Origin of the sequence: Aeromonas sp. s11 (genome assembly GCF_040907945.1) — a bacterium.
GTDB classification, from domain to species: Bacteria; Pseudomonadota; Gammaproteobacteria; order Enterobacterales; family Aeromonadaceae; genus Aeromonas; species Aeromonas veronii.
Map to the genome: position 1 here is coordinate 50,042 of NZ_JBFOCU010000053.1, position 12,528 is coordinate 62,569.

At 55.9% G+C, this 12,528-nt stretch carries 14 protein-coding genes and 1 tRNA gene; 4 read left to right on the forward strand and 11 right to left on the reverse strand.

All coding sequences use genetic code 11. From position 1 onward, the window contains the following. Positions 1-110 precede the first annotated feature (110 nt). Entirely contained in the window at positions 111-986 is an 876-nt protein-coding gene (locus AB5Y84_RS14575; protein ID WP_368177236.1) for a flagellar motor protein MotB, read from the reverse strand. Continuing rightward, the gene (locus AB5Y84_RS14580; RefSeq protein ID WP_005351127.1) at positions 964-1,722 is read right to left on the reverse strand and encodes a flagellar motor protein; all 759 of its coding nucleotides are present in this window, start codon (positions 1,720-1,722) and stop codon (positions 964-966) included. The genes AB5Y84_RS14575 and AB5Y84_RS14580 overlap by 23 nt, the downstream gene beginning before the upstream one ends. Positions 1,723-2,659: 937 nt before the next feature. On the opposite strand from AB5Y84_RS14580, the gene AB5Y84_RS14585 reads away from it, so the two are divergent. From AB5Y84_RS14585 to AB5Y84_RS14600, 4 genes are all read left to right on the forward strand, one after another. Further along, positions 2,660-3,445, forward strand: coding sequence for a Sir2 family NAD-dependent protein deacetylase (locus AB5Y84_RS14585; protein WP_323927704.1), 786 nt, complete (start codon positions 2,660-2,662; stop codon positions 3,443-3,445). Beyond that, the gene (locus AB5Y84_RS14590; protein ID WP_368177237.1) at positions 3,442-3,741 is read left to right on the forward strand and encodes a cyclic-phosphate processing receiver domain-containing protein; all 300 of its coding nucleotides are present in this window, start codon (positions 3,442-3,444) and stop codon (positions 3,739-3,741) included. The genes AB5Y84_RS14585 and AB5Y84_RS14590 overlap by 4 nt, the downstream gene beginning before the upstream one ends. 388 nt (positions 3,742-4,129) lie before the next feature. After that, on the forward strand, positions 4,130-4,732 hold the full coding sequence (locus AB5Y84_RS14595) for a hypothetical protein (RefSeq protein ID WP_338771357.1): 603 nt from the start codon (positions 4,130-4,132) through the stop codon (positions 4,730-4,732). A gap of 334 nt (positions 4,733-5,066) precedes the next feature. Continuing rightward, complete coding sequence (locus AB5Y84_RS14600; RefSeq protein WP_368177238.1) at positions 5,067-6,029, forward strand: IS1595 family transposase; 963 nt, start codon at positions 5,067-5,069, stop codon at positions 6,027-6,029. Positions 6,030-6,151: 122 nt separating this feature from the next. Here the strand turns inward: AB5Y84_RS14600 and AB5Y84_RS14605 are convergent. From AB5Y84_RS14605 to AB5Y84_RS14645, 9 genes are all read right to left on the reverse strand, one after another. After that, positions 6,152-6,239, reverse strand: a tRNA-Ser gene (locus tag AB5Y84_RS14605). A gap of 145 nt (positions 6,240-6,384) precedes the next feature. Further along, positions 6,385-7,002 (reverse strand): TPM domain-containing protein, encoded by a 618-nt coding sequence (locus tag AB5Y84_RS14610; RefSeq protein WP_005337196.1) that lies wholly within the window; start codon positions 7,000-7,002, stop codon positions 6,385-6,387. Between the two features lie 20 nt (positions 7,003-7,022). After that, positions 7,023-7,748, reverse strand: a complete 726-nt coding sequence (locus tag AB5Y84_RS14615) for a YgcG family protein (protein ID WP_005351128.1) — start codon at positions 7,746-7,748, stop codon at positions 7,023-7,025. Further along, positions 7,745-8,335, reverse strand: coding sequence for a LemA family protein (locus AB5Y84_RS14620; RefSeq protein ID WP_005346564.1), 591 nt, complete (start codon positions 8,333-8,335; stop codon positions 7,745-7,747). Before AB5Y84_RS14620 ends, AB5Y84_RS14615 begins: the two co-directional genes overlap by 4 nt. Positions 8,336-8,420: 85 nt before the next feature. Beyond that, on the reverse strand, positions 8,421-9,158 hold the full coding sequence (gene mepA / locus AB5Y84_RS14625; protein ID WP_005359850.1) for a penicillin-insensitive murein endopeptidase: 738 nt from the start codon (positions 9,156-9,158) through the stop codon (positions 8,421-8,423). Next, on the reverse strand, positions 9,152-10,057 hold the full coding sequence (locus tag AB5Y84_RS14630; protein WP_101529945.1) for an amino acid ABC transporter permease: 906 nt from the start codon (positions 10,055-10,057) through the stop codon (positions 9,152-9,154). The genes mepA and AB5Y84_RS14630 overlap by 7 nt, the downstream gene beginning before the upstream one ends. After that, a complete protein-coding gene (locus AB5Y84_RS14635) occupies positions 10,057-10,878 on the reverse strand; it encodes a transporter substrate-binding domain-containing protein (RefSeq protein WP_368177239.1) in 822 nt (273 codons plus the stop codon). Before AB5Y84_RS14635 ends, AB5Y84_RS14630 begins: the two co-directional genes overlap by 1 nt. 2 nt (positions 10,879-10,880) lie before the next feature. After that, positions 10,881-11,678, reverse strand: coding sequence for an amino acid ABC transporter permease (locus tag AB5Y84_RS14640; RefSeq protein ID WP_368177240.1), 798 nt, complete (start codon positions 11,676-11,678; stop codon positions 10,881-10,883). Continuing rightward, on the reverse strand, positions 11,671-12,441 hold the full coding sequence (locus AB5Y84_RS14645; protein WP_075115892.1) for an amino acid ABC transporter ATP-binding protein: 771 nt from the start codon (positions 12,439-12,441) through the stop codon (positions 11,671-11,673). Before AB5Y84_RS14645 ends, AB5Y84_RS14640 begins: the two co-directional genes overlap by 8 nt. Positions 12,442-12,528 lie beyond the last annotated feature (87 nt).

Here is a 12,528-nt window from a genome sequence, read left to right on the forward strand (position 1 = left end):
GACCACTTGACAATAAATGGCAATCATTATCATTAAGATCTTATGGTATTGATATTATTGAGTTATTTGTTTTTAAAAAGAGGCTCCCGCGCGAAGCGGGAGCGGGGGGATCAGGGCTTGAGCAGTTGCAGTGACTCTTCTGCTGCCTTGCCTTGAGAGAGGGTGATATCGACCCGGCGATTTGCCTGGCGATGTTCGGGGGTGTCATTGGCAAAGCGGGGTTGGGTGTCGGCCACACCCTGAGCGATGACTCGTCTGGCATCCAGCTGGGGATTGGTCAGCATGGTCTGCACGATGGAGGAGGCCCGCAGCACCGAGAGCTCCCAGTTGTTGCGATAGAGTTCCACCGGCGCCTGGGAGTTGTCGGTATGACCGGTGACCACTACCTGCCCCGGGATGTTGGCCAAAATGCCGGCGATCTTGTTGACCAGCGGGATGAACTGGGGCTGCAGGAACGCCGAATTGGCGGGAAACAGCGCCTTCTCGCCAATGCGGATCACCAGCTGACTGCCAAGCTGCTCGACCTCCAGATCCTTCGATTCGATCTGGGCCTTTAGCTGCTGCTCAAGCTTCTGCTTGGTCACCTGCACCCACTCCTGCTCCTGGGTCTTGTGGGGCCAAGCTTCGGTGGTGCTCGGTTTTTCCGAGGCACCTATGGTCTCGTTGAAGGGGTCCGATGCCGCCATGGGGGCATCTTTTTCCAGCACAGTCTCCTCTTTCGGGCTGCTCGGCGTAGTTTTTGATTCTGGCTCGAGAATCCCTGTGCCCCCCTGCATCAAAGGTGAGCCGGCAGGCGGGGAGATGAGGCCGATTTTACCCAGCGACTCGATAAAGCCCTGGATAAGCACCCGGGTTTCGGACTGCTTTGCCATGGCAAAGGAGTAGAGCACCACAAACAGGGCGAACAGCAGGGTCATGAAGTCGGCATAGGAGACCAGCCAGCGTTCGTGGTTCTCCGGTGCTTCAGCCTTTTTCTTTTTGGCCACCGTGACCTCCCAGATAAGGTTCGAGGGTAACTTGCAGGCGCGCTTGGGATTCGCCATCCACGATGCAGAGAATGCCGGTCAGGGTCATCTCCTTGTAGTGGCGGATCTGGTGGGCAAACCCCTTGTAGCGGTTGCCGAACGGCAAGAAGATCAGGTTGGCGGCGGATACCCCGTAGATGGTGGCGATAAAGGCCACCGCGATGGCGCCACCCAGTTTGTCGGGGGCATCAAGCAGACCCATGGCGTGGATCAGGCCAAATACCGCCCCGACGATCCCCATGGTCGGGCAGTAGCCGCCCATGGCTTCATAGAATTTGACCGTCTGTTCGAGATCTTCCTGTTCAAATTCGATCTCGTTCTCCAGCACCTCGTGGATTTTGGCCTTCTCGTAGCCATCGACCATCATCTGCACCCCTTTCTTCAGGAAGGGATCCTTGATCTCCTCGATCATCCCTTCCAGCGCCAGCATACCGCTGCGGCGGGCGTTGCCTGCCAGGGTCTCCAGCAACTGGGCCTGTTCCAGCAGGTCGAGTTTGAGGGGAGAGAGCAGCCATTTGAAACGCCTCATGGTGCTGCCGACGACGGAGAAAGGGAACTGGGTCAGCGCAGCACCTATGGTGCCACCTATCACGATAAGAAATGCGGGCAGATCGAGCAGTGCACTGGGATGACCACCCTCGATCATGTTGCCGCCAAGGATGGCGATCAACGCCAGTACCAAGCCAATCAAGCTCATCTTTTACACGTCCCTGCATGTTGATAATGGCTAGTGTAGCTACTTAAGTATCAGTTTTTCAAAATGAAATCCAATCGCTGAGCAATTAATGGGCGCTGGGTAACGTCCGCAGAGGGAGGTATGTTGAAGAGGAGCAAATCGATGAAGCTTGAAGGGAAATAACCAAGGGGGCGGTAATCTGATCTCCGCCATCCTCTTCAAATCTGTATCTTGGGAAAGTTGTTTCACCTCGCCACAGAATCGTCCCCGGCATTAACTCAAGGCTTCTAAATCTTCCTTACACGAGTGTGCTTTGCGCTAAATACTGTGTGAGTAAGCAACCATGATTTCAACAAGAAAAGTCCTGCAAGTCCATCGTTTCGTCAGTCGTTCCATTGATCAAAAACCCACTATAACCACCCAGGGGATGTTGCAAATCCTGGACTGGACCATCATGCGGGTCCAGCAAAATCAAATCAGGGAGGAGGCCTATCCCTGTATCTTTGCCAGAGGGGCTGAACTGTTTTATCTGATTAGTTCAATCCGACCGTTTAGGCGATACAACCAGTTAACCGCATTGTGTGCTGTCGACTGGTGTGTCCGACAACATGGCTTTGGCCTCAAAGCTCTGCATCTGGATGAACAGCAGGCCATAACGGAGCGTATAAGAAGCGATTACCGAGAGCCACTCTTGCAGGCATGTGATCATTTTGCTCAGGAGTATCGCTACTGGTTTTTCATGCATAGCGAACCCTTCAGTAAACAAAGTGCCAGGTCTGCCAGTGCAATAACATCCATTAGTCGCAGCTTGTTTGAGCTCAGCTGGTAACTGCCGCTCCCCCTCATTCTTACCTCAACGAGGTGAGTAGGAACATAGTCATGAGGTGTGATCCCAACCCCCTGGTTCAGTAACAAATCAATCGGGTGGGCCGGTCACACCTTAACAAAAGGTGGTCGTATGCAACCAATCTCTTCCCGAGCACGAAGACATCAGCGCCGTCACAGAGAAAAAAGAGCACAAGCCTCGGTAACTGGCCAACACTACCATCCCACAATCCTCTTCTTTACCGGGGCGGGCTTGTCAGCGGAAAGCGGTGTGCCCACGTTTAGAAGTGAGGGCATTTGGCGTAATCATGAGAGCTGGTGCTATTCCCACGCTAATAGCATGAGTACGGATCTGGCTGGCTTCTTGGCCTTTCACAACAAACGGCGTCAAACCATGTTAGAAGCCGCCCCCTCACAGGCGCATTATCTGATAGCCCTGCTACAACAGAAATGTACTGTTAGAGTCATCACCCAAAATATTGATGACTTACATGAGAGAGCAGGTAGCCGTGAAGTCCTTCATCTGCATGGTTCAATCCAGTTTTTGGTCCCCATAGGTTTTCGTAGCAAAAAATATCGGCAGCCTTGGCATGAGGATGTGGCGATCGGTGATCGCTGCCCATCCACTGGCTCACAATTGCGCCCAGATATCGTGCTGTTTGGCGAAAATGTTTATGAGTATCAACAAGCTCGTCGCTGGCTCTGCGAGGCTGATATAGTAGTAGCTGTCGGCACCAGTTTGCTTGTTGAGCCTGCGAGTTCTTTGTTACAAAACATCAACCCTGGCGCATGTGTCTACTACATCGATCCCGATCTTGGTTTGTCATCCAGACTACCGTTTCCCGGTGAGCTGATTGTTGATGGGGCCTATCGCGGGATTGCTCACGTATTGGAACTGAACCTAGAAAAAATGGTATGAAATTGTATCTGGACGATGAAAGAAAAAATCCGGTAGGGTGGATTCGTGTCTTTTGGCCGGAGGAGGCGATTGCATGGCTAAAAACAGAGATGGTGACTGAAATTAGTCTTGAGCATGACCTCGGTGATGATGATAGAGGAACCGGATACGACGTGATTCTCTGGATAGAAAATGAGGTAATGACAAATCATTTCATCCTGCCCCAAATTCATATTCACTCAGCAAATGTCTCCGCAAGAATAAAAATGGAACTGGGTATTATGGCCATAAATAAATTTTTAGCGAAGTCAACATGACAAGTTCAAGGCTGTGACTAAACTACAGAGATAGTAAATCATGTCACTATGTATAAAGCCCTTTGGAACTTGGGGAAGAATTGATATCTGCAATGAACTTTCAACAGTTAAAAGTCATCCCCCCTGAAAAACAAAAAGGCTTCTAAAATAGACAAATACGAGTAATGAAATTTTCCTTTTAAAACATAAATGGTAAAAACGCTATTTTGTTGACTTTTATTTAATTCGGAATGACAATCTAACTTCCACTTTGACGATGTAATGGACAATGTATGAGTACGGATATCAATTTCTTGTGTAAAGAGAGTCTGTTTGCGTTCATCCAAAAAAATATGATAACTTAAAGAATGATATGGGATGGGACCTGCTTTTCTGTAGGTATGATAACATGCTATCCCCTCAGTATCCTGTCGCATTCTTTGGTATAAATCCAGGTGGTGGACCATGTGATACCAATGCAATTTCAGTGGAGTCTGAATGTGCATACTACAGTGAACCTTGGAAGGGCTGCGAGGAGGGTGAAGCACCGCTACAACAGCAGATGAGAGCCTTATATACAATGATTGGCGATGAACTGGGTGTATCATACAAACAGCTCATGGATGGCTCTCTGATGACAAACTATATTCCCGCTCGCTCACGAAATTGGCATACATTAAAAGGAAAGGATGAGTGGCTTGAACATGCTCGTGAAATATGGAATGAGCGTATAAAGCAGGTTCACTGTAAACTCTATATCGCGATTTCGAAAATCGTATTTGATGAACTGGATAGCCATTTAATCAAGCATGGTTTCCAGATGGTTGAAAAAATCAATGAACAGATTGGCTGGGGGAGAGTCAGATACCAAATTCAGCGTTACGAACGGGGTGATCAAGTTTCCTTGCTTGTACGCCTCCCTCATTTATCAACATACAAAATATTTAGTCGTCCAGCATGTCAACCATCAATAGATCGAATCAAGTGTGAAATATCTAAAACTATAAAATGATCATGTACAGGGCCTTAAGCATTGAGTTCTTTTAACATGCTCTTCAAGGTCCTGTTCCGTGTCTATTATCTCTGCTTGGTTTGGTGATCAGATCACAGAGCCCTCAGTTGGTTCCATTCAAGTTGTATTGATTTGAGAAACAACGCCTCTTGTTGCTCTTGTTGTGACAGGAAGGAACGCTTGTCGGGTGGGGCAATCACAAAAGCAAGGTAGGGGGCGTGAGCTGGCAATACGAAAAGCTCTGATGTTCCATCAGGGCTTTGAAAAGGCTCTGTCCCAATTACGTGTTGAAAGGCTAATCTTGAAGTAGGCCATCACCTTGAGGTCTACCATCATGGATACCCCAGCCTTTCAACACCTGTTGTCCCTTTTTCCCCAGTTAACCCTGCGCCAGCGCCGTGTTGCTCAGCAGGAGCTCACTGCACCCCACACCATTACCTCGCTCAATACTCAGTTACCGGCATGCAGTGGCTGCCCCCATTGTCAGGCCGATGTCACCCAGCTGGCGCCTTGGGGATGGAGTCGGGGGCTGCGCCGCTACCGTTGCAAACTGTGTCTGCGCACCAGCACCGTTCTGACCAAGACGCCCTTGGCCAGATTGCGTAAAGCACAGTGCTGGGAAGATTACGCGCAAGCTCTCATCGAAGGACTGACTATCCGCCAGGCTGCACGGCGCTGTGGGGTCAGCAAAAACACCGCGTTCCTCTGGCGTCACCGCTTCTTGCGCGCGATGGCAACCCATCAGGCCACCCGGGAAGAGGGCATCGTTGAGGTTGATGAGACCTTTTTCCTTGAATCGTTCAAGGGGCAGCGGGGACTGCCGCGTCCACCACGTCATCGCGGTGGTAAAGGTCGAACTCGTGGAACCGGGCCAGATTACATCCCGGTGATGGTGGTACAAGACCGTGCAGGCCACCATGCGGATTTTCAGTTGGAGAAAATAGATGCCGAGACGGTCATCGCGGTGTTGAAGCCGTTAGTGTCACCAGATGCGGTGCTGTGTAGCGATGGAGCGGGTGTGTATGCCTGTTTCAGCAAGGAACAGGGTATAACCCATCAGGTGGTGCGCAATCGTCAAGGTGAACGGGTGGTCGGTGCGTATCACATCCAGCACGTAAACGGGTATCACCATCGGTTGAAAGAGTGGATGGAGCGGTTCCATGGCGTGGCGACGCACTACCTGAAGAACTACTTGGGTTGGCGCCGGATGCTGGAGCGTTACGGAAAAGGCGTAAATATCAAAGCATGTTTGTATGAGGCGCTGGGGCGCCCCATTCAACACGTAATTGGGACATAGCCTTTGAAAACTGGGGGTGGGAGCGCGTGGATGATCCGCCACTGCGTGGCTCTGGCTCACTTGTCGGCATAGGTGTTTGCCGGAAAGCAAAAAACCGACCCTGAGGTCGGTTTTTTTAAATTTGGCGGTGAGGGAGGGATTCGAACCCTCGATACGTTGCCGTATACACACTTTCCAGGCGTGCTCCTTCAGCCACTCGGACACCTCACCAAATTTTCGTTCGCTGCGCTGTTGTGCTGGAACGGGGCGTAATTTAGGGGAAAGGGCTGTGTGGGTCAACCACTTTTCCCCTTATTTTTCATAATCTTTTCCGAATGCCTAACCCTTGTGCAGAATGCCGATTTTTTAAACCGGATCAGGGCTTGTCGAGGATGATCAGACTGTCCGGCAGCTCGTTTTGATCCCGGGTGGCTGGGAAGGCGTCGGTCAGAATGGCGCTAACGCGCTCTACGCACTCCAGAAAACCCTGTTCGATCTCCTTGTTGCGCACTCGTGCCACGAAGTCGTCGATGATCTCCTGCCACTGGCCGTTGTCGATATGCTGGGCGATGCCGTCATCCACCAGTATTTCTACATAGTGCTCGGCGGCCGAGACGAAGATCAGCACCCCGAGCCGGTCGCGGGTGCGGTGCAGCCCTTGCTCGACAAATTGCAGGCGAGCCATCAGGGCCGCCCGGTGCTGGCGAACCTTCTTCGGGATGAGCCGCATCTTGATGGGGGTCCAGTGGAACAGCAGGCTCAGCAGCAGCCAGACCGACCACTGCACCAGCAGGATTTCGTACCAGCCGAGCCAAAAGCCGAGCTGGAACACCAGCAGCGGGGTGAGCATCGCCAGCAGCGCCGCCCAGAGGGTGGGAATGTAGCGATAGCCATCGCTGGCCGGGGCCAGCACGGTGACCAGTTCAGCATCAGTCTCTAGCTCCGCTTCGCGCACCTTGGCCTGAAGCGTGTGGAAGAACTGTTTAGAAATCATGATTTGTCTCTTTACTCCTGTTACCAGCCACCGGAGGCTCCGCCGCCGCCAAAACTGCCGCCGCCACCGCTGAATCCGCCGCCGGAGCGACCACCAAAGGAGCCGGCACCCAATCCACCGGCCATGTAGGTCGACCGACGTCGTCCTCCCGGCCCACCGCCACCACCGCCGCGCAGGTTGTGGAGCACGATCATCGCAATCACCACCAGAATAAACAGCCAGGGGCCGCCACCGTTGTCACTCTTTGGCTGCTCGACCGGCTGATACTCTCCGGCGAGTGCCTTCATGATGCTCTGGCTGCCCGCCATGATCCCGGCCACCATATCGCCGCGCTTGAAGGCGGGCAGGATGCGGCCATGGATGATGTTGGCTGCGATGGCGTCGGGCAGGGCGCCTTCCAATCCATAGCCTACCTCGATCCGCACCTTGCGCTCATCCTGGGCGATCAGCAACAGCACGCCATTGTTCTTGCCTTTCTGGCCGATCCCCCAGTGGCGACCGAGCTGGTAGCCGTACTCCTCGATAGTCTCCCCATCGAGGCTGTCGACGGAGACCACCACCAGCTGGATGCCGCTGCGCTTTTCAAAGGCGGCCAGCTGTTGGGTCAGTTGATGGGCCTGTTTGCGGGACATCAGACTGGCTTCATCCACCACCCGTCCGCTCAGCGTCGGGAAGTCGGGTGCCGCTTGCAGGGCACTGGCCCAGAGCAGCAGACAGGGAAGAAACCAGCGCAGCATCATCTTCATTGGAAGCTGACCTTGGGCGCCTCATCGGCACCGGGTTTGGCACTGAAACTGGGTTTGGCTTCCAGATCCGAGTAGAGCAGCTTGGACCAGATAACGCCGGGGAAAGTGCGAATCTCGGTATTGAACTGGCGTACCGCCTCGATATAGTCGCGGCGAGCCACCGAGATGCGATTCTCGGTTCCTTCCAGTTGGGCCTGCAGGGCAAGGAACTGCTGATCCGCTTTCAGCTCGGGGTAGCGTTCTACCACCACCATCAGGCGGGAGAGGGCGCTTGAGAGCTGGTTCTGCGCCGCTTCAAACTCCTTGAGCTGGGCAGGATCGCTCACCTGTACGCTGCCGACCCGGGCACGAGCATCGGTGACCGCCTTTAGGGTCTCCTGCTCATGGCTGGCGTAGCCCTTGACGGTTGCCACCAGATTGGGAATGAGATCGGCACGGCGCTGATACTGGTTCTCCACCTGCCCCCAGCTCGCCTTGACCTGCTCATCCAGGGTCGGAATATTGTTCATGCCGCAGCCGGTCAGGCCGAGCAGCAGGGTCAGGGTCAACAGGCTCTGCGTGGTTCTGCGCCAGAGTGATGTGGCCATCTTGTTGTTCTCCTTTGATATTTCGAGTCGATAGTGCGCCATGGATGGTGTACGACCAAGAGTGCATAACCATACCAGCTTGGGGTCAGTTGCCACAACGCGCAGGTAGTTCAGGTCGCTTGTTGATGCCGGATACCTTGGGCAGCTGGGGCTTGTCTTTTAGCCAGGATGCCAGCTCTTCCCCACAGCCATTGCCGGGCGGAATGGGAGCCTGGGGTTCACAATCGGGGCTGCCCACCGGGCAGCGCAGCCGCACGTGGAAGTGGCTGAAGTGGCCCACCCAGGGGCGTAGCTTGGCGACCCAGGGTTCGTTACCAGCTTGTTGGCAGACCGCGGATTTGATCACCGGATTGACGAAGATGCGGGCCACCTCGGGTTTGCTGGCCGCAAGCCGCAGCAGGGTGAGCTGCTGTGGGCCAAAGCGGCCCGGTAACATTTTGTAGCTGGGTTCGTCGATCAGTGCCCACTCCTTGGGGGCATCCTGCTCCCACTTGCTGATGGGACGGTTGGCCATGCGAAACCAGATATCGGCATCAAGTCCGGTCTGATGGCTGCGATGGCCGGAGGTAAAGGGGCCGCCCCGGGCCATCGCCAGATCGGCGATATAGAGATCCGGCAGCCCGGCCATGCGGGTCTGGTTGGCCAGCGCTTGCAGATAGTGGATGAGGTCGGGGTGGCCGTAGTAGCGCAGCCGTTTGGTACGGATCACCTGATAACCCGGCCCTTCGAGGGGTAGGGATACGCCGTTTTTCAGGCAACCGGCGGCATAACCACCGATGGCTTCCGCTTGCAATACAGTCGCCAGCAACAGGGACGTCAGCATGTGCGTGCTCCTTGTCTTGCTTCGAGTCGGCTCAGCAATACGAACAGACTCAAACATATAAATAAATAGGCCGCGGCCACCAGCAGCCAGATCTCGTAGACCAGTCCGCTGGAGTTGGCCATCTCGGTGCCGACGAAGGTGAGCTCCTGCACCGAGATAAGGGAAACGATGGCGGTATCCTTCACCAGCGCGATGAGCTGCCCGGTGAGGGGGGGCAACATCAGCAGCATGGCCTGCGGCAGGATCACATGGCGCAGCCGCACCCAGGGAGAGAGCCCGAGGCTCTGCGCCGCCTCCCACTGGCCACGGGGGATGGCGGCCAGCCCGGCGCGGACGATCTCGGCGACGAAGGCTGCGCTGATCATGCCAACGCAGAGGGTGCCTGAGATGAGGTTCTCCCAGCGGGCAGGTGGGCCAAACAGCGCCTCTTGCCACGGGGAGAGTGATACGGTGCCGAGCCAGCGGGAGAGGCCGCTCGAAGGCAGCAGCTGGTTGGCGATAAAGAAGTAGAAGATGAAGATAAAGACCAGCGGCGGCAGATTGCGGATCAGCTGGATAAACAGGGTCGCGGGCATCACCAGCCAGGGTCGGCGGCTGAAGGCGGCTACCCCCAGCGCAGTGCCGAGCAGCAGCGCCAACACCATGCCGAGCAGGGCTATGCGCAAGGTAGTGAGCAGACCGCTGAAAAAGTAGGGCAACTCGCCGTGAGGGCCAGGGGTGAACAGCAGATCGAAGGCCTCATGCCAGCGCCACTGATAGGCCACCCCGATGTGCAAGCGGCTGGCCAGCCAGAGGCCAGCCAGCAGCAGGATCAGGGCGATCGCCCCATCCAGCCAGTTGATGTTCCGACATGGCTTCCGGACGATGCGCCGGATGGTCTGTTTGAGGGCCATCAGCATCAGGGATTGGCGACCTGCGCTTCCCACGCCAGCGACTTGAACCAGTAGTCATGGCGCGCCTTGAGCCAGCCATCGGCCTGACGGGCGGCGATCCACTCGTTGAACTGCTCAGCCAGGGCATCATCCCCCTTGCGCAGGGCAAAGCCTTCATCGCCTTGTGCCAACGGCTCGGCAAACGGCATAAAGAGGGCATCGGGGTGGCGCAGCGCCTCTTGCTCGGGTTTCGGGGAAGAGGAGAGGGCGCCGTGAGCGCGGCCGTTCAGCACCTCCTGAAATACCTGTGACTCGTCATCAAACTGGCGCAGGGTGGCCTTGGGGAAGTGTTCTTTTGCCACCTGTACCGGTGAGGCGCCACGACGTACCGCCAAGATCACCCCGCGCTGGTTGAAGTCCGCCACGGTTTTCTTCTCTTTGGCCATGGTGCTGGAGGCGGCCAGCTGCACCCCCGAATGGGAGTAGGCCTGGGTGAAGCGCACGCTCTTCTCCCGCTCGGGGGTGATGGTGAGGCCGCCGATGATGACGTCATATTTTTTCGCCAGCAGGGAGGGGATGATGCCATCCCAGGCGGTAGGCACGAACTCTACCTGCCAGCCGTTATCTGTGGCGAGGCGATGGGCCACGTCAATCTCGAAACCGATCAGGGCCCCCTGCTTGTCGCGCATCGCCCAGGGGGCAAAGGTGGACATGCCGACCCGCAGGGTACCGCTCTGCTCGATCTGCGCCTGGGTGTCGGAGGGGGCAGTTTGTGCCAATGCGGGAGTGAGCAGGCTTGTCAGTAGCAGGGCCGCGCCCGACAGGGCGGTTTTGAACGATAAATTCATGGTTAGCGTCCTTGTTGATCCGGATTCAGGTGACGGGCCAGCGCCCGCGAACAGGCTGACAGCGTCAGGGTTAACAGCAAATAGAGGGCAGCCACGGTAAACCACACCTCAAAGGTCAGAAACGTATCGGCAACCAGAGTACGCCCTTCGTTGGTCAGATCGAAGATGGCGATCACACTCACCAGCGCCGAATGTTTGATAAGGGAGACCAGCTCGTTGGTCAGCGGCGGCAAGGTGATGCGCACCAGCTGGGGCAGGATCACCTTGCGCAGGGTGATGGTTCGCGACAAGCCAAGCGACTGGGCTGCCTCCCACTGTCCTTTGGGAATGGCCTGTACGCCTGCACGCAGCACTTCGGCGGTGAAAGCGCCCTGATAGAGGGAGAGGCTCAACACGGCGCAGGCAAGGGGGGCCAATCCCAGCATGGGGCCCAGCAAGAAATAGAGAATATAGAGCTGCACCAGCTGGGGCGTGGTGCGCACCAGCGCCAGATAGGCGATGGCGAGCCAGGGGCCGAGCCTGGAGGGGAGCAGCCGCAGGCTAACCACGCACAGACCGACCGCCATCGTGCCCAACAGACTGAGCAGCGCCACCTGCAAAGTGACCAGCAGGCCGTTTAGCAAGGGGCCGGCATAAAAAGTTCCCTCATCCCATTCGCCGAGAAAGGGCAACACCCGTGGCCACTGCCACTCATAGCCCATCTGGCGAGCGCCGCTATAGAGCGCCCAGCCCAGTAGCGCACAGAGCATCACAGTGCCTGACAACCAGCCAAGCAGGCGGGGGCGTTTGAGCTTAGCCATGATAGCTGAGCACCTGTTCGAGGAAGGCCCGGGTACGTGGGTGACGAGGGGCGTTGAACAGTTGGGCGGGCGGGGCCGACTCGATAATCTTCCCTTCATCCATAAAGAGCACCCGATCCGCCACCTGACGGGCAAAGCCCATCTCGTGGGTAACGCAGATCAGGGTCATCCCCTCGTCAGCCAGCTCGCGGATCACATCGAGCACTTCGCGGATCATCTCGGGGTCGAGGGCGGAGGTGGGCTCGTCAAACAGCATCAGCTCGGGTTGCATGCAGAGGGAGCGGGCGATGGCGACCCGCTGCTGCTGGCCGCCGGAGAGCTGGTGAGGGTACTTGTCGGCCTGAGCCTGAATGCGCACCCGCTCGAGCAGACCGAGCGCCCGGGCTTTGGCCTCCTGGGGGCGCAACCCCAGGGTATGCACCGGCGCCACCATCAGGTTTTCCAGCACCGTCATATGGGGGAAGAGGTTGAACTGCTGAAACACCATGCCAACCCGACCTTGCAGGCGGCGCAGGTAGGAAGGGGTCACCGGCTCGCCAAACAGGAACAGCTGGCCGTCGTCGATCCCCTCCAGCCCGTTAATGGTGCGGATCAGGGTCGATTTTCCCGAGCCTGACGGACCACAGATGACCCACTTCTCTCCCCGTTCAATGGTGAGATCGATGTGATGAAGAGCCTGAAAGTCGCCATAGAATTTGTCGACGCCACAAAAGCGCACACAGGGTTGCGAGCTGGTCAAGAAGCGGGTTCCACTGAGAATCATTTACGCCATGGTATTGATTTTATAGGGGGATGACAAAGAAAACCCCCTTGTCAGCATCCTGATGGCTATTCACAATGGCGCCATTTC

Coding starts and splice junctions, on each gene's coding strand:
- AB5Y84_RS14580 (WP_005351127.1), bottom strand. CDS start 1,722: ATGAGCTTGATTGGCTTGGTACTGGCGTTGATCGCCATCCTTGGCGGC.
- AB5Y84_RS14585 (WP_323927704.1), top strand. CDS start 2,660: ATGCAACCAATCTCTTCCCGAGCACGAAGACATCAGCGCCGTCACAGA.
- AB5Y84_RS14590 (WP_368177237.1), top strand. CDS start 3,442: ATGAAATTGTATCTGGACGATGAAAGAAAAAATCCGGTAGGGTGGATT.
- AB5Y84_RS14595 (WP_338771357.1), top strand. CDS start 4,130: ATGCTATCCCCTCAGTATCCTGTCGCATTCTTTGGTATAAATCCAGGT.
- AB5Y84_RS14600 (WP_368177238.1), top strand. CDS start 5,067: ATGGATACCCCAGCCTTTCAACACCTGTTGTCCCTTTTTCCCCAGTTA.
- AB5Y84_RS14610 (WP_005337196.1), bottom strand. CDS start 7,002: ATGATTTCTAAACAGTTCTTCCACACGCTTCAGGCCAAGGTGCGCGAA.
- AB5Y84_RS14615 (WP_005351128.1), bottom strand. CDS start 7,748: ATGAAGATGATGCTGCGCTGGTTTCTTCCCTGTCTGCTGCTCTGGGCC.
- AB5Y84_RS14620 (WP_005346564.1), bottom strand. CDS start 8,335: ATGGCCACATCACTCTGGCGCAGAACCACGCAGAGCCTGTTGACCCTG.
- mepA (WP_005359850.1), bottom strand. CDS start 9,158: ATGCTGACGTCCCTGTTGCTGGCGACTGTATTGCAAGCGGAAGCCATC.
- AB5Y84_RS14630 (WP_101529945.1), bottom strand. CDS start 10,057: ATGCTGATGGCCCTCAAACAGACCATCCGGCGCATCGTCCGGAAGCCA.
- AB5Y84_RS14635 (WP_368177239.1), bottom strand. CDS start 10,878: ATGAATTTATCGTTCAAAACCGCCCTGTCGGGCGCGGCCCTGCTACTG.
- AB5Y84_RS14640 (WP_368177240.1), bottom strand. CDS start 11,678: ATGGCTAAGCTCAAACGCCCCCGCCTGCTTGGCTGGTTGTCAGGCACT.
- AB5Y84_RS14645 (WP_075115892.1), bottom strand. CDS start 12,441: ATGATTCTCAGTGGAACCCGCTTCTTGACCAGCTCGCAACCCTGTGTG.